The 23,310-nt window shown below is 64.7% G+C and carries 37 protein-coding genes; 16 read left to right on the forward strand and 21 right to left on the reverse strand.

What is annotated here, in order from left to right:
* The first annotated feature begins 16 nt into the window (after positions 1-16).
* A complete protein-coding gene (locus tag SY91_RS10640) occupies positions 17-226 on the forward strand; it encodes a hypothetical protein (RefSeq protein ID WP_023474754.1) in 210 nt (69 codons plus the stop codon).
* 14 nt (positions 227-240) lie between these two features.
* Positions 241-519: a hypothetical protein gene (locus tag SY91_RS10645; RefSeq protein ID WP_023474753.1), complete on the forward strand. Its 279-nt coding sequence runs from the start codon at positions 241-243 to the stop codon at positions 517-519.
* Here the strand turns inward: SY91_RS10645 and SY91_RS10650 are convergent.
* The 3 genes from SY91_RS10650 to SY91_RS10660 are packed head-to-tail and all read right to left on the reverse strand — an operon-like array spanning position 504 to position 1,556.
* The gene (locus tag SY91_RS10650; RefSeq protein WP_023474752.1) at positions 504-989 is read right to left on the reverse strand and encodes a DUF551 domain-containing protein; all 486 of its coding nucleotides are present in this window, start codon (positions 987-989) and stop codon (positions 504-506) included. The two genes, SY91_RS10645 and SY91_RS10650, sit on opposite strands and share 16 nt — an antisense overlap.
* Positions 982-1,257 (reverse strand): hypothetical protein, encoded by a 276-nt coding sequence (locus tag SY91_RS10655; RefSeq protein WP_023474751.1) that lies wholly within the window; start codon positions 1,255-1,257, stop codon positions 982-984. The genes SY91_RS10650 and SY91_RS10655 overlap by 8 nt, the downstream gene beginning before the upstream one ends.
* Positions 1,254-1,556 (reverse strand): hypothetical protein, encoded by a 303-nt coding sequence (locus SY91_RS10660; protein ID WP_185920898.1) that lies wholly within the window; start codon positions 1,554-1,556, stop codon positions 1,254-1,256. The genes SY91_RS10655 and SY91_RS10660 overlap by 4 nt, the downstream gene beginning before the upstream one ends.
* Before the next feature lie 74 nt (positions 1,557-1,630).
* Between SY91_RS10660 and SY91_RS10665 the strand changes: the two genes are divergently transcribed.
* On the forward strand, positions 1,631-1,867 hold the full coding sequence (locus SY91_RS10665; protein WP_043886461.1) for a hypothetical protein: 237 nt from the start codon (positions 1,631-1,633) through the stop codon (positions 1,865-1,867).
* A 282-nt stretch (positions 1,868-2,149) separates the two neighbouring features.
* Here the strand turns inward: SY91_RS10665 and SY91_RS10670 are convergent, their stop codons facing one another.
* Positions 2,150-3,931, reverse strand: a complete 1,782-nt coding sequence (locus SY91_RS10670; RefSeq protein ID WP_023474749.1) for a hypothetical protein — start codon at positions 3,929-3,931, stop codon at positions 2,150-2,152.
* 137 nt (positions 3,932-4,068) lie between these two features.
* On the opposite strand from SY91_RS10670, the gene SY91_RS10675 reads away from it, so the two are divergent.
* Positions 4,069-4,713 carry a hypothetical protein gene (locus SY91_RS10675; protein ID WP_185920899.1) on the forward strand — a complete coding sequence of 215 codons (645 nt, stop codon included), beginning with the start codon at positions 4,069-4,071 and terminating at the stop codon, positions 4,711-4,713.
* Positions 4,714-5,424: 711 nt separating this feature from the next.
* Here SY91_RS10675 and SY91_RS10680 read toward each other — a convergent pair.
* From SY91_RS10680 to SY91_RS10755, 16 genes are all read right to left on the reverse strand, one after another.
* Entirely contained in the window at positions 5,425-6,048 is a 624-nt protein-coding gene (locus tag SY91_RS10680; RefSeq protein WP_023474748.1) for a hypothetical protein, read from the reverse strand.
* Complete coding sequence (locus tag SY91_RS10685; RefSeq protein WP_023474747.1) at positions 6,045-7,811, reverse strand: AAA family ATPase; 1,767 nt, start codon at positions 7,809-7,811, stop codon at positions 6,045-6,047. Before SY91_RS10685 ends, SY91_RS10680 begins: the two co-directional genes overlap by 4 nt.
* The gene (locus tag SY91_RS10690) at positions 7,808-8,665 is read right to left on the reverse strand and encodes a DNA translocase FtsK (protein ID WP_260632403.1); all 858 of its coding nucleotides are present in this window, start codon (positions 8,663-8,665) and stop codon (positions 7,808-7,810) included. Before SY91_RS10690 ends, SY91_RS10685 begins: the two co-directional genes overlap by 4 nt.
* A gap of 54 nt (positions 8,666-8,719) precedes the next feature.
* Positions 8,720-9,862, reverse strand: coding sequence for a hypothetical protein (locus SY91_RS10695; RefSeq protein WP_260632404.1), 1,143 nt, complete (start codon positions 9,860-9,862; stop codon positions 8,720-8,722).
* Between the two features lie 159 nt (positions 9,863-10,021).
* On the reverse strand, positions 10,022-10,831 hold the full coding sequence (locus tag SY91_RS10700) for a RecB family exonuclease (protein ID WP_043886455.1): 810 nt from the start codon (positions 10,829-10,831) through the stop codon (positions 10,022-10,024).
* Complete coding sequence (locus SY91_RS10705) at positions 10,828-11,127, reverse strand: KTSC domain-containing protein (RefSeq protein ID WP_023474743.1); 300 nt, start codon at positions 11,125-11,127, stop codon at positions 10,828-10,830. The genes SY91_RS10700 and SY91_RS10705 overlap by 4 nt, the downstream gene beginning before the upstream one ends.
* Positions 11,128-11,260: 133 nt before the next feature.
* A complete protein-coding gene (locus SY91_RS10710) occupies positions 11,261-11,404 on the reverse strand; it encodes a hypothetical protein (protein WP_185920900.1) in 144 nt (47 codons plus the stop codon).
* Positions 11,401-11,568, reverse strand: a complete 168-nt coding sequence (locus SY91_RS10715; RefSeq protein WP_185920901.1) for a hypothetical protein — start codon at positions 11,566-11,568, stop codon at positions 11,401-11,403. Before SY91_RS10715 ends, SY91_RS10710 begins: the two co-directional genes overlap by 4 nt.
* A complete protein-coding gene (locus SY91_RS10720; RefSeq protein ID WP_023474741.1) occupies positions 11,565-11,741 on the reverse strand; it encodes a hypothetical protein in 177 nt (58 codons plus the stop codon). The genes SY91_RS10715 and SY91_RS10720 overlap by 4 nt, the downstream gene beginning before the upstream one ends.
* Positions 11,741-11,986: a hypothetical protein gene (locus SY91_RS10725; protein WP_023474740.1), complete on the reverse strand. Its 246-nt coding sequence runs from the start codon at positions 11,984-11,986 to the stop codon at positions 11,741-11,743. Before SY91_RS10725 ends, SY91_RS10720 begins: the two co-directional genes overlap by 1 nt.
* Positions 11,983-12,333 carry a hypothetical protein gene (locus SY91_RS10730; RefSeq protein WP_023474739.1) on the reverse strand — a complete coding sequence of 117 codons (351 nt, stop codon included), beginning with the start codon at positions 12,331-12,333 and terminating at the stop codon, positions 11,983-11,985. The genes SY91_RS10725 and SY91_RS10730 overlap by 4 nt, the downstream gene beginning before the upstream one ends.
* Entirely contained in the window at positions 12,326-12,640 is a 315-nt protein-coding gene (locus tag SY91_RS10735) for a hypothetical protein (protein ID WP_023474738.1), read from the reverse strand. The genes SY91_RS10730 and SY91_RS10735 overlap by 8 nt, the downstream gene beginning before the upstream one ends.
* Positions 12,637-12,954 (reverse strand): hypothetical protein, encoded by a 318-nt coding sequence (locus tag SY91_RS10740; protein ID WP_023474737.1) that lies wholly within the window; start codon positions 12,952-12,954, stop codon positions 12,637-12,639. Before SY91_RS10740 ends, SY91_RS10735 begins: the two co-directional genes overlap by 4 nt.
* A 2-nt stretch (positions 12,955-12,956) precedes the next feature.
* Positions 12,957-13,394 (reverse strand): hypothetical protein, encoded by a 438-nt coding sequence (locus SY91_RS10745; RefSeq protein WP_023474736.1) that lies wholly within the window; start codon positions 13,392-13,394, stop codon positions 12,957-12,959.
* Between the two features lie 43 nt (positions 13,395-13,437).
* Positions 13,438-13,809: a hypothetical protein gene (locus SY91_RS10750; protein WP_023474735.1), complete on the reverse strand. Its 372-nt coding sequence runs from the start codon at positions 13,807-13,809 to the stop codon at positions 13,438-13,440.
* Between the two features lie 965 nt (positions 13,810-14,774).
* On the reverse strand, positions 14,775-15,248 hold the full coding sequence (locus tag SY91_RS10755) for a helix-turn-helix domain-containing protein (RefSeq protein ID WP_260632405.1): 474 nt from the start codon (positions 15,246-15,248) through the stop codon (positions 14,775-14,777).
* 374 nt (positions 15,249-15,622) lie between these two features.
* Here SY91_RS10755 and SY91_RS10760 point away from each other — a divergent pair, with 374 nt between their 5' ends.
* The 12 genes from SY91_RS10760 to SY91_RS10820 all read left to right on the forward strand — a co-directional run bounded on the left by SY91_RS10760 (position 15,623) and on the right by SY91_RS10820 (position 22,654).
* Positions 15,623-15,997, forward strand: a complete 375-nt coding sequence (locus SY91_RS10760) for a hypothetical protein (RefSeq protein ID WP_023474733.1) — start codon at positions 15,623-15,625, stop codon at positions 15,995-15,997.
* Positions 15,994-16,218 (forward strand): hypothetical protein, encoded by a 225-nt coding sequence (locus SY91_RS10765; protein WP_023474732.1) that lies wholly within the window; start codon positions 15,994-15,996, stop codon positions 16,216-16,218. Before SY91_RS10760 ends, SY91_RS10765 begins: the two co-directional genes overlap by 4 nt.
* Entirely contained in the window at positions 16,212-16,439 is a 228-nt protein-coding gene (locus tag SY91_RS10770) for a hypothetical protein (RefSeq protein ID WP_023474731.1), read from the forward strand. Before SY91_RS10765 ends, SY91_RS10770 begins: the two co-directional genes overlap by 7 nt.
* Positions 16,436-16,726, forward strand: coding sequence for a hypothetical protein (locus SY91_RS10775; RefSeq protein WP_023474730.1), 291 nt, complete (start codon positions 16,436-16,438; stop codon positions 16,724-16,726). Before SY91_RS10770 ends, SY91_RS10775 begins: the two co-directional genes overlap by 4 nt.
* A complete protein-coding gene (locus SY91_RS10780) occupies positions 16,723-17,592 on the forward strand; it encodes a hypothetical protein (RefSeq protein ID WP_023474729.1) in 870 nt (289 codons plus the stop codon). The genes SY91_RS10775 and SY91_RS10780 overlap by 4 nt, the downstream gene beginning before the upstream one ends.
* Positions 17,589-18,695: a DNA-methyltransferase gene (locus SY91_RS10785; RefSeq protein WP_023474728.1), complete on the forward strand. Its 1,107-nt coding sequence runs from the start codon at positions 17,589-17,591 to the stop codon at positions 18,693-18,695. Before SY91_RS10780 ends, SY91_RS10785 begins: the two co-directional genes overlap by 4 nt.
* On the forward strand, positions 18,692-19,669 hold the full coding sequence (locus SY91_RS10790; protein WP_185920902.1) for a phosphoadenosine phosphosulfate reductase family protein: 978 nt from the start codon (positions 18,692-18,694) through the stop codon (positions 19,667-19,669). Before SY91_RS10785 ends, SY91_RS10790 begins: the two co-directional genes overlap by 4 nt.
* Positions 19,666-20,769: a YdaU family protein gene (locus SY91_RS35000; protein WP_260632406.1), complete on the forward strand. Its 1,104-nt coding sequence runs from the start codon at positions 19,666-19,668 to the stop codon at positions 20,767-20,769. The genes SY91_RS10790 and SY91_RS35000 overlap by 4 nt, the downstream gene beginning before the upstream one ends.
* Positions 20,766-21,026, forward strand: coding sequence for a hypothetical protein (locus tag SY91_RS10805; RefSeq protein WP_023474725.1), 261 nt, complete (start codon positions 20,766-20,768; stop codon positions 21,024-21,026). The genes SY91_RS35000 and SY91_RS10805 overlap by 4 nt, the downstream gene beginning before the upstream one ends.
* A gap of 163 nt (positions 21,027-21,189) precedes the next feature.
* The gene (locus tag SY91_RS10810; RefSeq protein WP_023474724.1) at positions 21,190-21,660 is read left to right on the forward strand and encodes a RusA family crossover junction endodeoxyribonuclease; all 471 of its coding nucleotides are present in this window, start codon (positions 21,190-21,192) and stop codon (positions 21,658-21,660) included.
* An 11-nt stretch (positions 21,661-21,671) separates the two neighbouring features.
* A complete protein-coding gene (locus SY91_RS10815) occupies positions 21,672-21,998 on the forward strand; it encodes a hypothetical protein (protein ID WP_023474723.1) in 327 nt (108 codons plus the stop codon).
* A complete protein-coding gene (locus SY91_RS10820; protein WP_023474722.1) occupies positions 21,995-22,654 on the forward strand; it encodes a hypothetical protein in 660 nt (219 codons plus the stop codon). Before SY91_RS10815 ends, SY91_RS10820 begins: the two co-directional genes overlap by 4 nt.
* A 287-nt stretch (positions 22,655-22,941) precedes the next feature.
* On the opposite strand, the gene SY91_RS10825 is transcribed toward SY91_RS10820, so the two are convergent.
* Positions 22,942-23,304 carry a DUF6173 family protein gene (locus SY91_RS10825; RefSeq protein ID WP_043886448.1) on the reverse strand — a complete coding sequence of 121 codons (363 nt, stop codon included), beginning with the start codon at positions 23,302-23,304 and terminating at the stop codon, positions 22,942-22,944.
* Positions 23,305-23,310: the final 6 nt, after the last annotated feature.

A 23,310-nucleotide genomic window follows, 5' to 3' on the forward strand; every position in this document is an offset into this window, starting at 1 on the left:
TTCCAGCGAGCACCAGATGAAAACGGTTTTCCTGATGCGTGGGTACGAGATGAATTGCACGCCACGCCCGACCGACGACGGCAAGTTCGCCGCGCAGGTCGAAGTGACGAAAGTGGGATTCAGTCGCGAGGCGGCGTTTCGGAAACTCGGCGAATTCGACACGGAAGCCGAAGCGGTTGCCTACGCGAAGCAGTTTTCCGAAGAGTGGTTGACCCGGTACGCATGAGCGGGAGGTCCAATATGACCAAGGCGGAATTTCGCACTCTCGTATTCGAAATCGCGAGGGCGAAACGCTTGTGCGTCAACGAGATGAAGGACGGCAAGGAGCGGATCTGGTTTAACGAGAAAAGCCAGAAATTCCTCCACGCCGATCACATTGACGCCTTGTACGATCGACTGCGCCATCCAGACCTATCTCCACGCGACATCAACATAGCGATCGAGAACGTCGCGCCCGGGCGGCCCTGCACCCACCGAGGCATGCGCGAGATCTACGCGCAGATTCATCGCTCATCGTGAGCCGGGCTCTTCGCGCGGGGCGGTTCGGCGGGTAGCGACATCCAGTGGGTAACGCCGTGAACGGGGGCGCCGTAGCGATAGAACATCGGCTTATGGCTGATCCGTCGACCGAAAAACGCCGTGCGTTCACCGCTTTCCATTGCTGGCCAGATCAGCACTTCGACGCCGAGCGATCCGACCTTCCGGTTGCAGGTCGGCACCTTCTCGTCAACGCATACCCATGCCTCCCTGTCGGCCGCGGCGCGGCCAGCGGCCAGTTCAAGCGCTGCGCGTTCGGCAAAAGAGCGCGCGAGCGTCAGAGCATGTGCGGCGTCGAGCACCTGAAGCATCCGCGCAAGTTCACGCACTCTGCCATCGCGAAGCAAAGTGGTATCGCTCCATTCCAGCAGTTCAGTGGCCAATTCGCGAGCATGCTCACGGGCGTATGCGGTCGCAGCGTCGCGAGCCGCCGTCAGGCCGTGCTCATCCATGGTGCTTCTCCTTCAGTTCATAGACGATCCGGCGATCCGCATAGCCGTGTGATTGGTAGTCGTCGTGGACTCCCTTCGGGACATCTCCCCATACGGTGTATGGGGAGGACCAGCGCGTCTGATAGATCGGCTCCCCGCACAGCTTCTCCAGCAATGCTGATTCGAGGGCGGCGGCATAACCAATAAAGTTGAACGTGCCGTCGATACACTTGGGGGTCGCCTCGAAGATCGCTTCCGCTTCCTCTTGCGACAGAATTGGCTCTTTCATGATGAGGCTCCGGTGCGGGCAAAGGCGAGCGCTTCGAGCCACGTCGCACGCTGGCTGTCCCATACGTCAACGGCGACACCTTCCGTCTCGGGACGGTCGTAGCCCATCCGCTTCACGAACATCGTCCGTTCATCCGCCGCGTGGCTCGCTTGTTCGGGAGCGGGACCATTTCCTTGGCTAAAGTTTTGGCACGGCGAGCCGTTATCTGCTGAGGACAGTGCTCGTGCCTGGATTGCTGCTCCGTTTTCTTGCCCGCTCACGTTCCGCGTGAGCGGGCTTTTTCCGTTTTGGGTGGTCATTGTGTGGTCCTTTGGATGCCGGAACGCTTGTTTTGCATTCGTGCTAGCCTCTAACTCGAATAGCGGAGGTAGTCATGCAACGGACAATCGAGTACCGCGGTTTTGAAATCGATGTGCAACTGACCCCGTCCGCTCAGGACATGTATGACGTCACGTTCCAGATAAAGGGGCATGACAATCTCGGTATCCTTGGGGCGCGCGGACACCGCATAAAAATTCGAAACGGCCCGTTCACCCGACGCTGGGCATATCTCGTCGCTGAGATCGCCGGGCAGGCTGCGATTGACGTCCTGCTTGGGCCGCCCGATTGAGTGTCACTTATGCGAATAGATCGCCCTGCTTTTTGCCGCTCGACTCTGCGAGGTGCGTAGGGCAGAAGTGGGTATCGGCTCCGATCAGATGCGCATGCATCGCGCACAGGTGCCGATCGCACGTCTTACCCGGCTTCGTCTGGTAATCGCATTGGAAGCCGCTCGGCGCGTTGCAGCCGTCGACCGAGCAGCGGCGCTGGCGCGCGCGGCCGCGCGTGCAGATGATTCCGGACATGCCGCCGGGAAGGCGAAACGGGGTACAGGGCATCAGGTGCCTCCGCCTTAGAAGGTCTGCGGCGCAACGGTCAGCGCGATCGCGATCGGGCGCACCCAGACTGGGGTCGACGAAAGTTGGAACGTCTCGCCGGATTCGGCGAGCAGCAGCGTGGTGCCCATCACCTCGGCGATCGCCTGCGCGGCGTCGGGCGGCACCGCGTTGCCGATGCGCTCGCGCCACGCCTGGTCGGACAGTCCGTCGAGCTCGAGGTACTCTTCCGGCTCGACGAGCGATTGCAGGACGGCCAGCTCGAGCGTGGTGAACGGCCGGTGCCACGTGCCGTCGAGCGCCCGGATCACGGCGACGGTCTTCTCGTTCGCCGCGGGCATGCGCGGATCGGCGACGGACCAGCGGCCGTTGTCGTGCCCGGCGGCGGCCGACACCGCGCCGCTGTGCTGGTCCCAGCCGACCACGCCGTAGTGGCCGCCGGTCAGGTACGCGTCGCCGCGCTCGCGGCGCATGCCCGGGCGCGGATCGGCGACCGCGTACGCGCCCTGGTCATCGCCACCGATGACCGTGCCGGCGTGGCCGGCCCATTCGGTCACCTTGTACTTGCTGAAGAGCGGACCGGCCGGCGGCCGCGGATCCTGCACGCACTGACCGGTACCGTGCGCGCTGGTGACGGCGCCGGCGGCATCGCGCCAGGGGACGATCCGGAATTCGTTGTTGTGCTTGGTGGGACCTTGGTGGCGCGGGTCCGCGACGCTGAAGGTGCCTTGCCCGGGCGACTTCTGGCCGGTGATCGTGCCAGCGTGGTCGTTCCAGTCGAGTACGCCGTACTGCTGGTATTGCGCGGCGTCGGCCGGCCCGCGCGGGTCGGCCACGCTGAACGCACCATTCGTCGGAAGCGACTCGCCGGCGACGGTACCGGCCGGCTCGTTCCAGTCGACGACGCCAAGGTGGCCGCCGCGGCGCTCGGGCACGATCAGGTAGTCGCGCAGGTGCCCGTTCTCGACCGCGAGCTTGTTCAGGCTGCGCCAGTCACTGCCTGCTTCGACGAACGCGAGGCGCACCCACGTTTTCCACTGCAGCGACGGCACGCGGTGCATCGGGCCGGCGGCCTCGACGTCGCCCGGCAGCGGCATGCGGCCGAGCAGCGTGCCGACGCCCTGCAGGCGCTTGACCGGCGGCTCGTACAGGCACGCCGGCACCTTTTCCATGTGCCGCGCGACGAGCAGGAAGCGCTTGCGGCTCTGCGCGAGGCCGGCGATCACGCCACAGTCATGCGTCGTCTCGTTCTTGGCATAGCCGTAGTGCTGGAACAGCTGGCCGATCTGGTCGAGCAGATGGCGGCCGCGCGTCGCGAGCCGCGGCACGTTCTCGAACACGATCAGCTCGACCGGGTTGTCCTTCCATGCCTCGCACATCAGCCAGACGCAGCGCAGCGTCAGCTCGTTGAGCGCCTGGTACTTCGGCGTGCGGCTGAGCGTCTCCGACAGCAGCCCGGACGCGCCCTTGCATGGCGAGGAGATGAACACGCAGTGCGGATGCTGGTAGCCGGCGGCGCGCCGCACGTCTTCCGGGGTAGCCTCGCGCCAGCCGGCCGGCGGCTCGACGCCGTGAAACGCGGTGTACTGCTCGCGCGTGAAAAGGTCCATGACCGTGCACGGCGTGCCGACCAGCGTCTCGAAGTCGCGCGCGGCCGCCGGATCGTTGTCGATGCCGCCGATGCAGCGCCACGTCGCTGTCATGTTGCCGACGCGGGAGGCGGCTTTGGTGAAGCCCTTGGCGCCGCCGCCGAGGCCGCAGCAGAATCCGAAGCTGTTGTATACGCGCTGAACGTTCATAGATGTCGGAATCGTTGAAAAAGCGGGCGCCGTGCTGGCCGCCCATAAAAGAAGCCGCGCATCCGAGGCAACGGAATTTGCGCGGCTTGGGGTAAGTTGATCGTGCTACGATTTGCGCCAAAATGGACGGGGGTGCGATGAAAAGAATTTCGCAGTTGATTGAGGTCGCGTTTGCGCTGTGCGCGCTCGCGCTCGTCGTAGCTTTCTTGGTTTACGCTTTCAGATCACACAGCGACGGTGCAGCTGCGTGGGTTCAAGCAGTCGGGTCTATCGCAGCAATATGGGCTGCATACAGAATTTCTGATCGAGAGGCCGCAATTCAGCGGCGAATCGCTAAAGAAGAAGCTGCCGCGATGTTAGATCAACGGAAAATGACAGTTGCTGAGTTGATGGAGCATCTGGCTTCACTGTGTCATCGCTTGGGCGTTAACGTGGATGCTGCCGCGATTGGTTACATTGATGTCACCTTTTACTATCGTTCGTCGGAATTCACGTTTTCGATAAAGAGCCTAGAATCAATTGACCTAATTGAACTTCACTCTCCCAATTTGGTGCGAGGAATCATAGGGATGGTCAATGAGGCTGGAGCTGCGCAAGAGCTAATGGATAGATCACTTGAGGCAAAGATTAAGCCTCCGCTAATGCATATCAAGAACCATTGCCAGAATGCCGAGCGCAGCTATGCGCGGGCAATGCACTTGGTCGGAATCGTTCCGAATCAACTGTATACTCCGTTTCTTCCGGAAGAAGAATTTGATGACGATGTGCCTAAGTCGTGGTAGGTGATTTTTTTCAAGTGGCGACTACCGCGCTGCAATTCGTGCCAATAAATATGGAGATGCGATGAGGCGAAATTTGTATGGATGCGCAGTTGTCGTGATGTGCGTCATTGCGGGAGTTGCCGGCTATGAGTTGATAGACTGGGGATCCATGCATTCATCAGATTGGGCATCTTGGGTTCAAGCAGTCGGATCGATCGTGGCCATTCTCGGTGCCATTTGGGTTTCCCGCGATGAGCGTCGGCACGCCAAGATATTGCGAGATGAGGATCGAGAACGGGCTCGTGTCCGATTGACCGCTGACGTATTGGCGATAGCGTCGGACTCCGTTGACTTCTTGGAGAGAGCTATTGGTGCCGTGAGGAACAAGCAGCCAGGAGTGGTCGGTCACAACGAGACTGAACTGACGGATATTCTCGAGAGAATCGCCGCAGCGCGTGCGACAGACATAGGAAAGAAGCGCTGGGCACAATTGGCCACGCTGAGGGTCCAGCTCCTGCGCGGAGTTGAGATCCTCCGGGTGTCTGGTATGAGAACCATCACCACTGGCAGAGGTCTATACGAGTGCTACGATACTGTGAAGCACGTCTATAAGGATCTCCTGGTTGAGCAAGGCAAACAGTCGTGGAATGAGTAGCATCACAAGGAGTCACGTGAGTGCTCATAAGACGGCTGATTGCCCTGCGCTGCTCGACAGAGCCCGGCCAATTTGATTTATCGAGGCATCCACTGCGTGCCGCGCACGATTCGGCCGACCGGTTCGAGCACGAGCACCTCGGATTCCTTCTCGCTGCGTACGAGCGCGCTGCCACGCCTCTGGGCTTTCTCGAGCGATGCGTGACGCCGTGGCTTGCAATACCTCCCGACCGTCACGAACAGCGGCGCCCGTGCGCCGACGGGCCCAAGCGTCAACTCGTCGATGCGCGCTTCGAGCGCCGCGGCGTTCGCGCGCCAGGTGTCGGCTCGTCGCTGCGCGGCGTCGAGCTCGACGGTGAGGCGCTCAACGTCGGCGCGCAGGTCCGCGATGATCCGGGCCACGTCGACGACTCCGACATTCGGGTCCACCGAGTCGTCGACCAGACCGACGGACAACAGCGCCGGCGCTGCTTCGGCCGGCGGCGCGTCGCTGGCCAGCGTGGCCGACTGAGCAGCGCGCGCGAGCCAGTACACGTACTCGTTGCCGCCGCCGGCCCGCTTTTCGCGCTCGACGATCGCCTCGCTGAGCATTCGGTTCAGCTCCTTCGTCACGTCGAGATGCGGGAGCCCGGTTCCGGTCGCCACGGCCTTCGCCGTAGCTTCCGATGTCGTGGCGAGATACTTCTCGATGTCCTCTCTCACGCTGCCTCCCGTATTGCGTGCTGCGCGGCTGGCGCGACCTGACCGTCCTCGACCCAGAATGCTTCGATGGCTTCGGGCAGGGCGCCGGGCGGCGTCTTCAGGCTCATGAACACGAGCGCCGTGTCGATCTGCTCGGTGTAGGCCAGGTCGTCGAGCCAGTAGAGCAGCCGGTCACGCTCCGGGCCGACCAGGACGTCGGCGCGATCGAGCACGAGCAGCTTCAGGCCCGAGAAGTGGCTGATCGCGGCGGCGATGTGTGCGTCGACGCGCCAGCGTTCGGATTCGGACAGCAGGGCGTAGGCGCGTCCGTCGGCGAAGATCTCCATCTCTGGCGTGATCGTCACGTCAGCCCATTCGGACATCTCGGCGAGCGCGACGAGGCGCTCGTTCATCGGCGTCAGCGCTTCGCTGAGCAGGTCGGCTGGGATGCCGTTCGGCGCGAGCGCGTCGGCGATCGCCTCGTACGCTGCGACGTCTTCGTGCAGCGCCGCGGCCTGCTTTGCCAGATCGGCCGCGCCGGCGGCGCGCCGTTCGATTTCGCGTAGCGTCGCGATGTCGGTGTCGAGCTGCTTGCGGCGGCGCTGGAGGTCGGCCAGCTCCGAACGCGCGGCGTCGCCGCTCTCGCGAGCGACGGCCGCGCTGCTGTCCTCTGCGTCGTCTTCGAGCGCCCGCAGCTGCGTCGCAGCCGCGTCCGCCGCTTCGACGTCCCGTTTGCGATTCGCGGCTGCGTTCTGCAGCGTCTTCAAACCCTGCTCGTACTCGGGCAGCTTCGCGGCCGCGTCAGCGTCGCGCGCGCCGGCTGCGGCCGCCGCCGACAGGACGCCGTTGAGGTAGCGCAGGAGCGCACCGCATTCAGGGCAGGTGCATTCGGTGCCGGCCGGCGCCGCGCCGGCGAGCACACGAAGCGCTTCGACCTTGGGCAGAAACTCGGCGACCTGCTCGTCGGCGAGCTGCGCGAGCTCGACCGCCTTCGCGTAACCGGCGGCGCGCGTGCGCAGATCGGCGATTTTCGACGCACGCGCACGTGCCGCCGTGTCTGCTGCGTCGGCTGCGCCGATCTGCTGCTGCAGGTCGCCGATCCGGTCGTCTAGCGCCGCGCGGTCGCCCGTGAGCTTCCGCAACGCTGCTTCGTCGAACTCGACCGCCGCCGGCCGCCATGTCGCTCCCTTTTGGCTGCCGTACGTCTCGCCAGTCGCGGTGCGCCACGACTGCTTCGCGCCGCGCGCGCGGTCGGCGGCTTCCTTCTGCGCCGCTTCGAAGCCGGCGCGCAACATCGGCGTGATGGCTGCGAGCCGCGCGGCGGCAGGCGCCGGCACCGCATCGGCGCGGAACCCGAGCTTGCCCAGCAGCCGAGCGCGCATTTCGTCGACGCCAATCTTCACGCCCATCAGGTCGTACAGGAACGCACGGCGCTCGGCCGCGCCGAGATGCGCGAACCGCTGCGCGTCGAGCACCAGCGGAAGGCGCGGATCCTCGGCGAGCTCGCGCTTCAGCTTGCCGGACGGCAGCATGACGCTGTTCGCCTGTTCGCCGCACGCGACCACGATCTGGCCGCCGTCGGCTCCCTCGGTGACGAGCGATCCGTATTCCTTCTTCAGCGCGACGCGCACGGTGTCCCCGGTGAGCGCCATGCGCACGGCTTCCTGCAGGCTGCTCTTGCCGGCGCCGTTCGGGCCGGTGAAGAGGGCGACGGGTTTCGCGAGCCGGAGGTCCGCCGTGCGGATCCCGAGGACGTTCGCCACGTAGATGTCGGTGATTTTCACGATTCCTCTCCCTGCGTTCCGCGTGGGTGCAGCACCGTGCGGCTGCCGTCCGAATCCATCGCACTGACGATGCCCTTCGCTTCGAGCAGCTCGACCAGCCGCGCGGCGCGGTTGTAGCCGATCTTGAACTGGCGCTGCACGCTCGAAATCGACACTTTCTGCTGCTCGATCACGAACGCTTCGACTTGGGCGTACAGCGGATCTTCGTTGCCGGAGGCGGCTTGTTCCTCGTGCCACTCCTTCCAGCCCTTAACCCATGCGATGCACAGCTCGCCGGCCATCACGGGGCATTCGCTTTCGGGCTTGCCGTCGGCGGCCGCCTGCCGGCCGGCCTGATGCTGTTCGTCGATCTGCGCTTGCGTCGGGCCGTCGCCGAGCTTCGGCACCTCGCGGAACTCGGCGTCGACGACGTCGCTGTCGGGTTTGTCGCCGTCCATGCCATCACCATCGCCGTCCGTGTACTCGCGGCCGAGGTCGAAACCGCGCTGATCCGATTCGCCGCGGATCTCGTCCATGCCACCGGTGTGCTCGCCCGGGTTTGCGACGACGACCAGAACGGTTTTCCCGCTCGCTTCGTAGAGCTCGTGCAGGTTCGGCTGAGAACCGCCGAATTTCACGACCGCCTTGACGCCGTCTTTGATCGTGATCTGGTCCAGGTCACCCTGGACGACGATGCGGCCATCGCTCGCGATCAAGTGCGTCGCCATCTTCACGTTGTGCTCGACGCGCGCCCGCAGGCGGTCGATGATGTCGTTCTGCTTTTTCTCGGACAGCTTCACCCGGATATCGGGCATCAGCTTCATTTCGGTCACCAGCGCGGAAAGCAGGTCTTTGCCGATGCTGTCGGCGGTCATCTGGAGCACGTTCTTGTCGGTCATGTCGAAATCCTTGGCGGCGGTAGGCGCGCGTTAGTCGGCGTTGATCGGATTGCGCGGGCGGCGGCTGGCCGGCGCGGTCGCTTGAGCGGTTGCCTTGCCGGCGGCCGCCTGTTCGGCTGCCGCCGTGATGGCGCGCATGCGCGCCGAGGCGAGGGCGTTCAGCTCGGCCTTGGCGGTTTCGTCCGGCACACCGGCGATCGCGCTGCGGGCGAGATCGAGGTCTTCGGGCGATCTCGCGCTTTCGATGTCCTCGCGGATGCCGCGTACGAGGCCGGCGACGTCGAAGTCGAAACCGCCTTGACCATGGTTGCCGTCTTCTGTCGGGCCGCCCTGGTCGTAGACCGGATCGGCTTGGGCGGCCGCCGGCGACGTGCCGTGCGTGTGCGATTCCGTCGTGGGTTCCGTTTGAGCCTGCGCTGCGCCGCGCGGGACTTCTTCCGCCGGCTGGGCTCGGCCGCCGCGCAGCTCGTCGATGGTCGTGCTGTAGACCGTATAGGAACCGTCCGGAGAGACGTCGACGACGTCCGCCTCTTCCTCGGAAGTGCGACCCATGCCCATGACGATGTCGGGCGCGTGGATGTTGCCGAAGAAGCTGCCCGCGCGGTACTGGAACATCAGCGTGCGCAGGCCAGTCTGCCACTTCGATCCCGCCTTTCCGTACCAGCCTTCCTCGACGACCATTCGCATGCTGACCGGCGCCGATTCGATCACCGGCATGCCGATGTCCCGGTACAGGTCGAGCATGCGGCCCGCGTATTGGCGAACCTGTTCGGGCGCGAGGCGCGGTTCGGGCGTGCCCCTCGGAAGTGCCCAGGCGATGCACTCGATGTCGTCGACCTCGACTTCACGTTCAGCGAAGATCGGACGCCGGGCTTCGCGATCCCAGCCGGTCTTTTCCTTGTACACGGCCTTGATCCGTCCGCGATTGACCATCTGAAAGCGCAGCGGTGTGAAGCGGCCCGACGCATTGATGGCCGCGATCACGAACTTGCCGGACCAGCGCAGCTTGCCCTCGATCATGTCGGCGTTCTGCATCACGGCCGTAATCGACATGCGAACGGCTCGCGCGACTTCGATCGCGACAAGGCAGTTGCCGATCGCAGACGGGTTTTCCACCCAGTGCTCTTCGTTGCCGCCTTTCTTCAGGTTGTGCGAACGGAACTGCGCCGGCACGGCGTCGCTGCTGGCATACGCCTTCGCGATCCGGTTCGCGAGCGAGAAACCGCGCTCGGTGAACATGTCGACGGCCTGGTCGGGTGTCAGGGACGGGACGCCGCCGGCGGCCTTGACGTCTTTCAGTTGAACGGGGGTGCTCATCTTGATGTGCTCTCGCTATTCGTGGAATTGACAGGTGCCGTAGCGCGGGCAGTATTTCTTGTCGCACAACAGCGATTTCGGATTCGGATAGAAGCGGCCGGAGCGGAACATGTCGGCCGCGAACTGGATCAGTCCGGGCGTTTCCTCGGTGCCGATCATCACGCGCTTCGCGTTCTTGACCGGGGCGGTCGCGACCTCCGGCATGCCCTTCGTTTTGAGCCCGATGATCTCGGCCGTGTCGGCGATCAATTCACCAGTCGTGTGCTCGTAGAGCATCTCGTAGGTGCCGATCTGCGGCCCGTGGCCCTTCGTGACAGCGACGCCCTGCGCGACAGCCTTCGATCCGCTCTTCAGGTCGGCGATGCCCGGACCGAGCGCGGTGCGACGGACGCGTGCACGGTCCATCGTGCCGGTGAGGCGGATCACGATTCCACCGCCGCAGTCGATGTCGAGCGGCTTCGTTTCCATCTCGACCGCGACGAAGTTGTACCGCGGCGTGATTTCGAGGCAGTACTTCGTCGTGAGCGAGATGCCGATGCGCTCGGCTTCCTTCAGGTTGAGATCGTCGCTCGCCGGGTTGTACTCGTTCGACGGATCGTGCAGCTTGTCGACGAATGCTCCGGCCGCGTCGTCGACGGTCAGACCAGAGCCATCGAGCACGCTCTGGTCATAAGCGGCCGTGCCAGCGTGGATCGCGGTGCCGAGCGCGGCGCGCAGACCGACGACGTTGCGCATCTTCAGGAGGTGGATTGCCTCCCACCGGTAGGCGCACTCGAAAAGTGCGCCCCAGCTCGACGCCCGCACGGTGTAGACCGAGGGGGTCATGCGGCACCTGCGGTTTCGGCGTCGACGTCGGCGGCCGGTACCGGCATCTTCTCGATGCACACGTACGGGAAGCGGTCGGGGAAAGGCTTGATGTGCTTGTAGAAGTGCGAGCCGAGCGAGTCGGCGCCCTTGAGCGCGTCGAAGTTCGCCTGCGTGAAGCCGGTGTAGTGGTACAGCGACGTCGGCGTATTCGTCTTGCGATCCTTGAAGCGGACCGCAAGCGTTTCGGATTCGGCGTCGTAGCCGATGCTATGGATCTGCGACGACTCGACGGGGAGGGTGTCGATGGTTTTCATCTCGGATGCTCCTGATAGAGGGGGCGATGGCGTGCGCGGGCAGCACGCAGACCCGTGTCGCGGCGGTACTGGATTCGACGGGGTGAGCGGAAACAGCACTCCGCGGGTTGCGAAGGTGGGCCGCTTGGAGGCGTTACAGAATGCCGAAGTGCTTGCTGATGCCGTCGACGGCGACAGCGAGAAGGGCGACCGCAACGAGGATCGCGACGACGAGGACCCGCGCGGCGCGCGGATGTCGGCGCTCGAAGAGGTCGGCGTGATCGGTGAAGCGGCTCATGAGGGCCTCATGACGAAAGCGGCGACGGCCGTGCCGTCCGCGTTGAGCTTGGCAAGCACGAACGTGCACACCGCGGCGATCGTGATCGCGACGAGGTAACCGGCTATGGGATTCCATTCGAACACCCGGTCGAGTAGCGCGCCGAGGAGGTCGAAGGGCGTCATCCGAGGCTCCGGAGGTAGGGGCCGGCCAGATCAGCGCCGAACCAGAGTGCGCCGATCACGACGCCGTATGCGATCGCCCACGCCGATCCTTCGAGCACGTAGCGCAGGCGCGATACAGGCGATTGCCTGTACTGACGAGATACAGGCTGCAAGCTGTTGAGGGGTGAACGCATCACTGGTTCCTCCGCAGGTTCCGCTCGGCAAACGTCGAGACGTTGTGCTTTGTCCGGGTGAGGATCTGCTGCGCGATCGCCTCGCTGCCGACCATGGCGATGCCGAGCGCCGCCTTGCTGATCAGCATTTCCATCACTTTCGCGAGCGCATCCGGATTTCCGTATGCGCCGCAGTTGCGCACGTAGTCGGCGATCAGCTTTTCAGCGAGGTCGCCGCATTGGGCGGGGGATTTGAGGGTGCTCATCGGTCGATTCCGGCGATAGTGATGTGGCGAACGGGATCCGACACAGGCATGGGCGCGCGGAAACCTGCCTTCGCCAGCGCGTCGTCGACTACGGCGCGGATGCCGGACGTGAGCACGGTTTTCGACGCGACCAGGTGCAGGGCGTCGATCAGGTGCGCCATCGGTTGAAGGTGTGCGTCGAGCGACCGATCGGCCGCGAGCGAGCGCGCATACGCGTCGGCCGATTCGGTTTCGCCCGCGTCGGACGGCAGTTCACCGTACGCGAAGCTCGAATCGGCCCGTTCCTGCGCCAGTTCCTTCGCGCGCTGCAGCCATGCTTGGCCGACCGTGTGCTTGTTCTCATTCATGTGAGGCATCCCCTGCGACCGTGACGTGCCGCACCGGCACCGGCGCTTCCTTGCGGCCGGCCTTGATCAGCGTGTCATCGAGAATCGCGCGTACGCCCGATGTCAGCCGGCCATTTCTGGCGTCAGCATCCGCGGCGATCATTTTGAGTAGCAGCAACAACTCGGTCACGCGGGACGCCAGCGGATCGATATTCAATGCTGCCGTCAATCCGGCGATGTGGCGACCGACCTGTCCGTCGCTGTCTGCGCCGAAGTACGCCTGCACGAAGGCAGCAACCTGCGTGTCGGTAGGCTTGATCTCGTTCATGCTTCACCTCGTGCGCGGAGCATGGCGTCGGCGAGCACGTATGCAGCAGCGGCGATCCGGTCGCCGGGCTGCGCGTTCTCTTTGTCGAAATTCGGGGTGAAGAAAATCGAGCTCGGATCAATGTCGTCGCTGAGCGGCTCAGCCAACATTCCCGCCAGCGCCTTCGCCGCGAAGTAGTCGCGGAGCGTCATGCCCGCAGCCGCCGCGGCGAACTCGGCCACGTGCGTGCCTTCGTACTTGCCTCCGGCCATCTCGGTGCGCGTTGCCTTCAGCCCTGTCGGGAACGCCGGGCCGCCGGTCTTGGTCGTGTCCATCGTCAGACCTCCTCCGGGTTGCCGGCGAGCAGGCGGCGCTCGATCGCGGCGAAGTGGTCCGCCTCGCGCGCATCCGGGCCGTCCGCGTTGAGCCTCTTGACGACGCGCACCGCGCAGAAGTGTTGCTTGGTGCCGTCCGAGAGCGTGGCGTTGTACTGCTGGTACGTCGCGCTCTCGTCGAAGGCCGCGCGGGCGATCTTGATGCCGTCCTGCGCGGGCGGTGCGGTGAGCTTGTCGAGCGCGAGCCCGGCGTTCTCGGCTTCCAGCGCGGTGATGCGGGCAGTCGCCGCGGCGAGGCGCTTGCCGGCGTCCTCCAGTAGCGCGACCGCGAGCGCGGCGGGGTTCGGGCGGAACGCATCGAATTCGTTCAGTTGCAGGAACGCGCGGATCACCGCGAGGGCGCGCTCGTCGCTCACCAGCTTCAGGCTTTGGATGTCCATCCTATTTCTCCAGGGGAGGCCCGCGCGGGGCGGGCGGCGTGGGTCAGTCGTCCAGCGTGCGACGCTCGGTGTGGTCGGCGCAGCTGGAGAATCCGGCGTTGCCCGGGCCGAACTTCTGGCCGCATCCGGAGCAGTAGACGTTGGCGAAATGCGGCGGGGCGGCGGCGAGATCAGCATCGGCGATGCGCTTCGCGATTTCCGCGTCGAGGGCTGCCTTGCAGACGCTCCAAACCTCGTACACGTCCTCGATGTAGCCGCGGCGCAGTGCGGTGTCGAGTACCGCGATCTGCTCGGCCGAGAACGGCAACACGTCGAACGTGACGCCGTCGGCGATCGCTTCGTTGCGCTCGTCGCGGGCCAGTGCTGCTTCGTCCGCCGCGGCCTGCAGCTGGTCGACGTGTCGATCGACCCGCACGGGCAGAGTGCGGATGTTGTTGCGACTGGTTCGAGGAGGGTGCATCGCTTCCCATTAAATAAAGGATTGCTAATCAAATTGCAGTCTTGAACTGCAACGCTGCATGCGCAGCTCTCACTGGTGACGCCTCGGAAGAAGAACCGCCACCAGTCAGAGCTGTTTCAGTCTCATGGAGCCGGGCCGGTGCTGATCTCCGGCTTCGGGACTCTGGCAGCTACGCCAGGTGCGCATCAGCCTGCGCATTCCGGCTCCATGAAACTGCTACCACTCGCGCGCCCGGCTACTCCCGGCCGTGCCGGCTCCGGGCCGCGCGAGGTTTGTGCCGATTACGAAGCCATCGGTCACGTGTTGCTGGCTGTCTTGCGTCAGGTTCGCTCGGTTATTGCATGCCGCTGCGGTCTTCCGCAGCGTCCGTCCTGACTCACGACGCTGATCGCGCCGGCCGGTTGCTCCGCGTGTGCGGTCCCGGCTTGCCTTCGATTGTTAGAGAGCGATCCGCCTAGGCGGTGGCGCGGCGTCGGTGCCGCGTTGAGAGAATAATCACATACGTGATTTAGCGCAGTCAACACAAATGTGATTTTGACGGGAAAAATTTGTAACAAGGGAGGGTGAGGGGCGTGGAGACGACCGCCGGTTAAGCAGTTGCTGACACCAGTTGAAAGCCGCACGGATCTGGTACTAAACTACTGTACATTCATACAGTGTTTGGTGCTGACAGGCGAGGCGACTGATGAAAGAAGAAGTGAAGGCGCGACTGCGGTGCAAGCCCGGGGATTTGGCGATCGTGACGAAATGCGGGGTGGCCGACCGGATCGGGCTATTGGTGCGGGTGATTGAGAGATGCTGGGACGGGCAGCATGACTGGCTCGTAGTGCTGCAGGGGCCAGGGGTGTGGGCGCGGGGCGCTGTAACAGGGGAGGTTACTCTGCGCCGGCGTGCATTGCTAAACGACTGGAATTTGACGCCTATCGGCGGGTCGGGTCTTCCAGGCGAAATGGCTCGTCCGGATTCGGAAGCATCCGAAGCATCAGCGCGAACGTTTGTGCCGGCTCACCAGCCTTGTCTGCCTTGAGGATCGCGTCAATCAGCGCCTTCGCGCCTGCGCTCGCGGTGACTAGCGCGGAATCGTAGCTTTCAGCGGTATCGGCATCCGGTGTCGGTTTGCCTTTCCCCTCGGCGAGCCATAGTGCGCTCACGCCGAGCGTGTCGGCAATTTGAGGGAGGCGGCGCGCGCTGTTGCGCGTTCCCGCTTCCAGATTCCCAATCGTTGATTGGGAAACGCCGGCCTTGGCGCCCAATTCCTCTTGGGATAGGCCGGCTCGGGCACGTGCCCATTTCAGTCTGTCGGCTAGCGTGTACATATCACAATCGTAATAGAACGACCCATTCGATTTGTGTTGACCGTGGCAAACACAAATGTGATACTGGGCCATGGACATCCAAAAAGCCGTCTCCGACCTTCTCGGTTCGGGACTCACCCAATCCCAGCTGGCCGGTCTCGTTCCGTGCTCGCAATCCCTCATTTCCGCACTTCTCAGGGGAGTCCGCGGCTCGCGCGTTTCGTACGCGATCGCCGATCGCGTGAGGGCACTTCATAAGGAACGGTGTGCATCTACCGAGAGCGTGTCGAAGAAAGTGTCCTCGGGCTGAATGACGATCCGGCCGCGCCGATTTTCTCGGCGTAGTCGATTTGTTCGGCGCGACGGGGTTGGTTTCGTCGGTGTTGGCCAGGTTTGGACCTGGCCTTTATTTCGCCCCGGGGCCAACTGGGTAAGCAAGTGGGTAACTAACTGGGTAACGATTGATTTTTCGTATGAACCAGACCGAATTCAGGATGTTCGCGCCGTGGGTACAGGCCGCGACGCTGCCGGATGGGGAGATCGAAGCGATGAGCTTCGAGGACTGCCTCGCGCATGCGCTCGAGCTCGGGCTGCGGCGTTTCGATCGCAAGACGCTCGCACGCAACTGCGGGATCCACTATCCGCATTTCAATGACGTCATCGCCGGGCGCCGGCCGTTCAACGCGACGAAGCTGCACCTGTTCTGCATGTTCACGGGCTGCGACTACCCGCGGCAGTGGCTCGCCATCCAGGAGCGCAAGGCGATCGAGGAATACCGGCGGCTCAGCCAGCAGGCGATCGGCGAGTTCGTCCAGCAGGCATTCGGCCAGCGCCAGGCGGCGGCATGACGTTGACGCTCAGCCACCGCGACGTCGGCAAGCACTTCGCCCGCAAGCTCGGGCGCCCCATGACGTACCTCGGCATCGTCGAGGAAAAGCACCTTTTCATCTTCCGCGATCCCCCACAGGACTACCTCGCGTTCCGGGCCGACCAGCTCTGGATGCTCGAGCGCGTGCGTCCCGAGGCGGCGCCGATCGACAGCAACAAGAAGGAGGGCGGCTCGTGCTGACCCAACTGTTCGAGCGCGCGGCGTTCCGCGCAGGTTGGCGCGCCGCGCGCGCCGGCGTCCCATTCCACGAGAATCCGCTGCGCGGCGCGCTCGCGCAGTTCGCGAAGCAGTGGGGGCGCGGCTGGGCCGCGGCGAACGACTGCCCGCGTCCGTACAGCTTCTACGACTGGGAGCAGGGCATCTGCGCGGCGTCAGCTGTGCCGTATCAGGAGGCAGCGTGAAGCGCCCATCGAAAGCCGCGATCGCCCGCGAAAACGTCAGCCGGCTGGCGTCGATCGGCCTCGCCGCGCTCGAGTATGACCATGCACGTGTCGACGCGAATGCTGAGCGCAAGTCGCTGATTGCCGCCCGCAAGCTCTGGAGCGAAGACCCCGAGCGCAGCGACGACACGCCGCACGAGTGCGAAGAGCAATACGCGCTGTCTGCGAAGAAACGCACGCAGGCCCGCGCCAGACTGCTTCGACAGATCGCGCGGTACCGTGAATGGCTGGACGAGGTAACGGCATGACGTGGGCGCACGACGACCTCGCCAAGGATCTCGCCGCGCATCTTCGCGGCGCGTCCGATCGCCTCGTATGGACCGACATGCAGCTCGGTCCGGCGGGATCGCCGCGGCCGGACGTCTACACGGTGCCGTGCTCGTTCGCGCGGTTCCAGCCGGTCGCGTACGAATGCAAGATCAGCGTCGCCGATTTCCGGCGAGACGTGACGGCTGGCAAGTGGACGTCGTACCTGCGCTTCGCCGCCGGCGTGATCTTCGCCGCGCCCGCCGGGCTGTTGAAGAAAGAAGACATCCCCGCCGGCTGCGGCCTGATCGTGCGCGGCCCGGATGGCTGGCGGTCGCTGAAGGGCCCGACGCTGAAGAACGTCGACAACTTGCCGCGCGACGCGTGGATCAAGCTGATCATCGACGGTCTCGCGCGGCTCGCGGATCAAAACCACGACCAGCTGCGTGCAGGTCTGTACAACGAATGGACGATCGAAAAGAAGCTTCGCGTGCGCCTCGGCAACATCGTCGCGGATGCCGTGCTGGACCAGCTGCATGCGGAACGCCGACTGAAGACCGCCACCGAGCGGCTCGAGAACCTGGCCGAAGAGGCGGAAAAAGAACGGCGGCTGATCCTCGATCGCGCGAAGGAGCATGCGGAGCGCGACGCGATGCAAATCGACAGCGCGCGCGGCGAGCTCGCGCGTGCGCTCGGGCTGCCGGCGAGCGCTGGGGCATGGGAAATTGCCAGCGCCTGCAAGCAGGCCGTGCGCCGCGTCAGCATCGATTCCGAGGTCAAGCGACTCCGTCAGCAGCTCGAGCGCATACAGGCTGCGATCGAGTCGGCTGCCGAGCCGCTGCCGCACATCGCGCGGGAGGTGGTGTGAACTGGATCGACCGTTCCCACCGCGGCGACTGCCGCGACCTGATGCGCGCGATGATCGCCGACGGCGTGCGCGTGCAGACGATCGTGACCTCGCCGCCGTACTGGGGCCTGCGCTCGTATCTGCCCGACGGCCACCCGGACAAGCATCGCGAGATCGGCCAGGAGCCGACGCTGCGCGAGTTCATCGACACGCTGGTCGGCGTGTTCGACCTCGCGCGCGAGCTGCTCGCCGATGACGGCACGCTCTGGCTGAACATGGGCGACGCGTACAACACTGGCACGACAGCGCGACGGCCGTCGTCGAAGTCGTCGAATCACGGTCGATGGTCGGACAACCGGAGCGACGAGCTGATCGGGTCGGCGCGCGCCCATGCGGCAGGGATGAAAACGAAAGACCTGATGGGTCAGCCGTGGCGCCTCGCGTTCGCGCTACAGGACGCCGGCTGGTATCTGCGGCAGGACATCATCTGGCACAAACCCAACCCGATGCCCGAGAGCGTGCGCGATCGCTGCACGAAGGCGCACGAGTACCTCTTTCTGCTCAGCAAGAGCGAGCGGTACTACTTCGACCAGGCCGCGATTCTCGAACCGGTCAGCCCGAACACGCACGCGCGCCTGTCGCAGAACGTGCAGTCGCAGATTGGCAGCGAGCGCGCGAACGGCGGGGCGAAGACGAACGGGAACATGAAGGCCGTCGGCCGCGGCGTTGGCTGGGGACACGGCACCGACGCTGACGAGCGTTCGCGCGGCCGCGTGAAGCGGAAGCTGGCTGACGAAGGCGGCACGAAGAACAACGCCAGCTTCGACGAGGCGATGGCGATCATGCCGACCGAGCGCAACCGTCGTTCCGTTTGGACCATCCCGACGCAGTCGTACAGCGGCGCGCACTTTGCCACGTTTCCGGAAGCGCTCGTCGAGCCCTGCGTGATGGCCGGCAGCCGGCCGGGCCACGTCGTGCTCGATCCGTTCTTCGGCAGCGGCACCGTCGGCCAGGTCGCGCAGCGGCTCGGCCGACGCTTCCTCGGCTGCGAACTGAACCCGGACTACGAGCAGCTGCAGCGCGATCGCCTGCGGCAGCCCGGCCTCGTGTTGGAGATGTCGTGATGGACCGGCCGACCCTTCACGTCGTCTCGCTGTCCGGCGGGAAGGACAGCACCGCGACGCTGCTCGTCGCGCTCGAGCTGCACGGCCGCGAGAACGTCCGCGCCGTGTTTGCCGACACCGGCAACGAGCACGAGTCGACGTACGAATACGCGCTTGAATACCTGCCGCGCGCGCTCGGCATCTCCGTCGACGTGGTGCGCGCCGACTTCACCGACGAGTTCGCGACGAAGCGCGCGAACCTCGCGCGGATCGCGGCGGGCGAGCCGGAGTCGGCCGTCTACGGTAAGCGGCAGTTCAACTATGCCTGGACGGCCGAGGCCGCTGGGCGCGCGCTTGAGCTGCTGCATCCGACGGGCAATCCGTACCTCGACGTGTGCATGTTGAAAGGCGGATTCCCGTCGCGGAAGCGCCAATACTGCACCGAGTATTTGAAGCGCAACCCGATCACCGAGTACCAGCTTGAACTGATCGACCGTGGGTTCGCTGTCGAATCGTGGCAGGGTGTGCGCGCGGACGAAAGCGAGGCGCGGCGCTGGTTGCCGTCGTATGAGGATCGGGGCGGCTACTACGCCGTCTACCGGCCGATCCTGCGCTGGAACGTGGCCGACGTCTTCGAGGCGCATGCGCTCGTTGGCATCCGGCCGAATCCGCTTTATCGGCAGGGAATGTCGCGCGTCGGCTGCATGCCGTGCATCAACTCGTCGAAGGCTGAGTTGCGCGAGATCGCGCGACGCTTTCCGGAACACATCGAGCGGATCGCTGAATGGGAGCGTCTGGTTACCGCAGTCTGCCGTCCCCGCTCGCCGGCCACATTCATGCATCTCAGCGGCCGTGGCGGCCATACCGGCGCCGAGTCGCATATCTGGCAGGTCGTCGAATGGGCGAAGACCACTCGCGGCGGCCGCCAATACGACCTTCTCGCGGACGCCGAGCCGGCGACCGCATGCGCCTCGGCGTATGGACTTTGCGAATGAACGATCTCCCGAATCCTCTCACCGATTCAACGTGCGACCTGCGCGCCTTTCCGTTCATGCCACTCGACGTCGTGCGCCTGCGCGACAGCGACATCGCAGCACTGTCGACGGCCGAGGAGTTTCGCGCTGCGGTGCTGCTCTGGTGCGCGTCGTGGCACCAGGTGCCTGCGGCGTCGCTTCCTGACGATGATCGCGTGCTCGCACAACTGGCCGGCTACGGCCGCGTCGTCGCTGAATGGAGAAAGGTGCGCGCCGGCGCACTGCGCGGCTGGCTGAAGTGCGTCGACGGCCGACTCTATCACCCCGTCGTCGCCGAAAAGGCGCGCGACGCGTGGGCCGCAAAGCACGAGCAGCGGTACAAGACCGAGTGTGCGCGCATCAAGAAGCACAACCAGCGCCATGGGACCGACATCGAGTTCCCGACGTTCGAGGAGTTTTTGTCCCCCGATTATCGCGATCCTGTCCCTAGGGACAAACGAAAGGCGTCCCCGGGGACAACCGCAAAACGTCCCCCGGGACAAGCTGGTGATGTCCCCCCAACTGTCCCCCGGGAAACAGCATCCAAGGGACAGGGAGAGGGAGAAGTAAACCTAAAAGCAAGCGGCGGCGGCACAGCACACGCAGTAGGCGACGACCCGTTGAACGCCGCCGCCGCTTTCGTCGAAATCCTTCGCTCGTCGGGCGTCGGCTTCGCCGCCGATGACGCGCGGTTGGTGAGCTGGCCCGGGCGCGGCGTGACGGCGGACGACCTGCGTGCGGCCATTGGTACGGGCCGCAAGCGCCGTGAGCGCGAGCGCTCCGAGCAGCCGCTGAACCTCGGCTTGCTCGAGCTGATCCTCGGCGATCTGCTCGCCGCGCGTGCCGCGAAGCCTGCGCCGGGGACACGCACCGTCGGCGACTGGTGGCGCTCGTGGACCGGCATCGTCGAGCATGGGCTCGCGCTCGGCATCGAGCAGGGCCGCGACGAACCTCCGTTCGATTTCAAGCTGCGCGTGTTCGACGCGGCCGGCGACGGCCCGTGGTGGGACGACCACAACCGCGCGTTTCGCAACACTGCCGGCCCGGTCGCGGCCGGCGCTTTGATGGGGGAAGGGCGATGAACTGCAAAGTCGGCGACATGGCCGTGATCACGCGCGGCAAAGCCCGCGACCGCATCGTCGAGGTGAAGGCACCCTACGGCGACTACCTGGGCTTCGGCTTCTGCTGGTACGTCGAGGCACCGACGCCGATCCCGGGGACGGACGTTCTCACGTTTCGGCCATGTGAGCTCAAGACGGGGTGGATTCCCGATGCGTGGCTGCGCCCGATCAGCGGCGTGCCGGTGACGGACAACGTGAGCGATGAGGTGTCGGCATGACGAAGCCCCGCATTTTCCGCGCGATCTTTCGCTCGTACATCGGTTTCGAGTGGGTTTGTCGCTCGAACGGTGCAACGGGTTTGGGAAGCACGCCACAAGAGGCATACGCGCATTGGAAGTCGGCGTATTGGGAGCCTGCCGAGCAATACGGGAGGGGCCTGAAGTGACCCAGCAATCGCTCATCGCGGCGTCGCCGATCGCGCAGCGCGTCGAGTTCGTCGTTCCCGGCACGCCGGTCGCGAAGGGGCGCCCGAAGTTCGCGCGCCGCGGCGCGCACGTCACGACCTACACGCCCGAGAAGACCGAACGGTATGAAAACCTCGTGAAGATGGCCGCACGCGCGGCGATGCGCAGCGCCTCGCCCTACGCCGGCCCCATCCGCCTGATCGTGCACATCGGTCTGCCGATCCCGGCGAGTTGGTCGAACAAGCGCCAGGGCGAAGCGGCCGCCGGCGCCATCGGCGCGACGAAGAAGCCGGACGCCGACAACGTTGTCAAGGCGTTGAAGGACGGCATGAACGGGGTGGTGTACGTCGACGATGGCCAGGTCGTCGACCTCTGGGTGTCGAAGCGCTACGCGCGCACGCCGGGTGTGCGCATCGAGGCGATCGAGTTGAATTTGAAGTCAGCATAAGGAGCGGGGCCTTGAAAGCAAAAAGCAAACTCACCATCAACGGGCTGATCGGGGCCATGAAGCCCGGCGTCCGGTACTCGGCGCACGACCTCGCACGCCGCTTGAAGCATCCCGTTTCGTCGGTGCGCCAGCTGCTGTCGCTCGACGTCGCGCTCGCGCGTCTCGACTGCCATTCGGAGAGCCGCGGCCGGATGTACTCGCTCGCGGGCACGAGCCGCTCGCCGGGCACGCACGTCGACACGCGCGTCCGGCCGGACTTCACGAGCAACCTGTCGGGCTACATGGCCGAGCTCAACACGCGCCAGGCGCTGGCGATGATGACGCGGGGTGGCCGGTGATCGCCATCTTCGAGAACACGCAGCAGGCGCTGCACGTCAGTTTCCTGGTGACGTCGCTGCCGCCACGCCAGAAGCAGCAGTTCCGCCTGGCGCTGATCCAGATCCTCGAATCGGTCGGCCGTCTCAGCACGCGCCAGGCTGAATTCCTCGACTACCTGTACGGTACCTCGTCGGGCACGATCAACTTCGACGGGCTGAGCGGCGACGAAATCCGGGCCCAGTGCGCGATGGTCGTCGGCGCGGTGCGCGATCACCTGCTGAAGCCGGAACGCAATGCGGTGTGGCTCCGCTATGCCTGCGGCATGCCGGCGCGGCCGGCGAGCGCCACACGCGCGGCGGACCCTGGAATCCCGCCGTCGGCCGAGTGGAAGCGGGCGCTCGTCGAGATGCGGACGTACCTGCGGCCGTCGCTCACCGTGACGAACGGCAAGGCGATCATGGCGCTGATCGCGGGCCATTCGCAAACGCGGCTGCGCCAGGACGGATTGTCGTACCGGGAGATTTCCGAGGAGACGCACGTCACGGTCCGGACGCTGGAGCGCAACGCGCAGATCATCCGGAAGCGACTCGTCGAGCTGGAACACCAGGCCGTGAAGCGGCTGACACCGCTCTTCGAGCGAAACAACGTAACGATCGCGGAGGCCGTTGAGGCGTAAGGGGTACGGCGAAAATTCCCCTTGCAAATGTGGCGGATGGGGTGTAGATTTTCGCCAGATTGCAGAGTTGCGACCAAAGCCCGCTGAGCCGACAAGCCAGCGGGCTTTTTCGTTGTGGCGTGGCGCGCTATACTCGACCCGGCCTTAGCTGCGCCGGCGGGAAAGACGCAGCGAGGTGATCAGCCAGCGCGCCGAAAGGTGCAGACGGGTTTCCGCCGCCCTGCTGGCGCCAGACATGTTGAGCCCGCTGAGCGGGCGCACATCGGTCTTATGTTGTACGGCCTCTGTCAGTTGTGAACGAAACCGATGGGATTCGGCGGAGCCAGGGGCTTGGTCAGCTTCGTCAAGAGTAGCGAGGCTTGGGAGTAATGCTGGACCAGAGTCGCGGGTATCCCTTCATCGGTTACGCCAGTAAATCGAATGAACTGGCCGGCCGCAGCAATCTCTGTGATTTGAAGCGTGATGCTTTTTCCAAACGAGGCGAGCATAGCGCCGACGGCTTCGGTGGATGTGAGAGTGGACTCAAATGCTTTGATTTCGTTGATCAAATTTTGAAGTGCCACATGGCCGGGCGACACCATCACCTCGTATGGGCTCGGCGTACCCGACGGGATCGGATCGGGGTCTGACATCAAGCCTGATCTGCTCATAACGTT

Source organism: Burkholderia cenocepacia (genome assembly GCF_014211915.1).
GTDB classification, from domain to species: domain Bacteria; phylum Pseudomonadota; class Gammaproteobacteria; order Burkholderiales; family Burkholderiaceae; genus Burkholderia; species Burkholderia orbicola.

Bases quoted from the DNA above. Each gene is read 5' to 3' on its own strand.
- SY91_RS10640 (WP_023474754.1), top strand. From the start codon at position 17: ATGAAAACGGTTTTCCTGATGCGTGGGTACGAGATGAATTGCACGCCA.
- SY91_RS10645 (WP_023474753.1), top strand. From the start codon at position 241: ATGACCAAGGCGGAATTTCGCACTCTCGTATTCGAAATCGCGAGGGCG.
- SY91_RS10650 (WP_023474752.1), bottom strand. From the start codon at position 989: ATGGATGAGCACGGCCTGACGGCGGCTCGCGACGCTGCGACCGCATAC.
- SY91_RS10655 (WP_023474751.1), bottom strand. From the start codon at position 1,257: ATGAAAGAGCCAATTCTGTCGCAAGAGGAAGCGGAAGCGATCTTCGAG.
- SY91_RS10660 (WP_185920898.1), bottom strand. From the start codon at position 1,556: ATGACCACCCAAAACGGAAAAAGCCCGCTCACGCGGAACGTGAGCGGG.
- SY91_RS10665 (WP_043886461.1), top strand. From the start codon at position 1,631: ATGCAACGGACAATCGAGTACCGCGGTTTTGAAATCGATGTGCAACTG.
- SY91_RS10670 (WP_023474749.1), bottom strand. From the start codon at position 3,931: ATGAACGTTCAGCGCGTATACAACAGCTTCGGATTCTGCTGCGGCCTC.
- SY91_RS10675 (WP_185920899.1), top strand. From the start codon at position 4,069: ATGAAAAGAATTTCGCAGTTGATTGAGGTCGCGTTTGCGCTGTGCGCG.
- SY91_RS10690 (WP_260632403.1), bottom strand. From the start codon at position 8,665: ATGACCGCCGACAGCATCGGCAAAGACCTGCTTTCCGCGCTGGTGACC.
- SY91_RS10700 (WP_043886455.1), bottom strand. From the start codon at position 10,831: ATGACCCCCTCGGTCTACACCGTGCGGGCGTCGAGCTGGGGCGCACTT.
- SY91_RS10705 (WP_023474743.1), bottom strand. From the start codon at position 11,127: ATGAAAACCATCGACACCCTCCCCGTCGAGTCGTCGCAGATCCATAGC.
- SY91_RS10710 (WP_185920900.1), bottom strand. From the start codon at position 11,404: ATGAGCCGCTTCACCGATCACGCCGACCTCTTCGAGCGCCGACATCCG.
- SY91_RS10715 (WP_185920901.1), bottom strand. From the start codon at position 11,568: ATGACGCCCTTCGACCTCCTCGGCGCGCTACTCGACCGGGTGTTCGAA.
- SY91_RS10720 (WP_023474741.1), bottom strand. From the start codon at position 11,741: ATGCGTTCACCCCTCAACAGCTTGCAGCCTGTATCTCGTCAGTACAGG.
- SY91_RS10725 (WP_023474740.1), bottom strand. From the start codon at position 11,986: ATGAGCACCCTCAAATCCCCCGCCCAATGCGGCGACCTCGCTGAAAAG.
- SY91_RS10730 (WP_023474739.1), bottom strand. From the start codon at position 12,333: ATGAATGAGAACAAGCACACGGTCGGCCAAGCATGGCTGCAGCGCGCG.
- SY91_RS10735 (WP_023474738.1), bottom strand. From the start codon at position 12,640: ATGAACGAGATCAAGCCTACCGACACGCAGGTTGCTGCCTTCGTGCAG.
- SY91_RS10740 (WP_023474737.1), bottom strand. From the start codon at position 12,954: ATGGACACGACCAAGACCGGCGGCCCGGCGTTCCCGACAGGGCTGAAG.
- SY91_RS10745 (WP_023474736.1), bottom strand. From the start codon at position 13,394: ATGGACATCCAAAGCCTGAAGCTGGTGAGCGACGAGCGCGCCCTCGCG.
- SY91_RS10755 (WP_260632405.1), bottom strand. From the start codon at position 15,248: ATGTCCATGGCCCAGTATCACATTTGTGTTTGCCACGGTCAACACAAA.
- SY91_RS10760 (WP_023474733.1), top strand. From the start codon at position 15,623: ATGAACCAGACCGAATTCAGGATGTTCGCGCCGTGGGTACAGGCCGCG.
- SY91_RS10765 (WP_023474732.1), top strand. From the start codon at position 15,994: ATGACGTTGACGCTCAGCCACCGCGACGTCGGCAAGCACTTCGCCCGC.
- SY91_RS10780 (WP_023474729.1), top strand. From the start codon at position 16,723: ATGACGTGGGCGCACGACGACCTCGCCAAGGATCTCGCCGCGCATCTT.
- SY91_RS35000 (WP_260632406.1), top strand. From the start codon at position 19,666: ATGAACGATCTCCCGAATCCTCTCACCGATTCAACGTGCGACCTGCGC.
- SY91_RS10805 (WP_023474725.1), top strand. From the start codon at position 20,766: ATGAACTGCAAAGTCGGCGACATGGCCGTGATCACGCGCGGCAAAGCC.
- SY91_RS10825 (WP_043886448.1), bottom strand. From the start codon at position 23,304: ATGAGCAGATCAGGCTTGATGTCAGACCCCGATCCGATCCCGTCGGGT.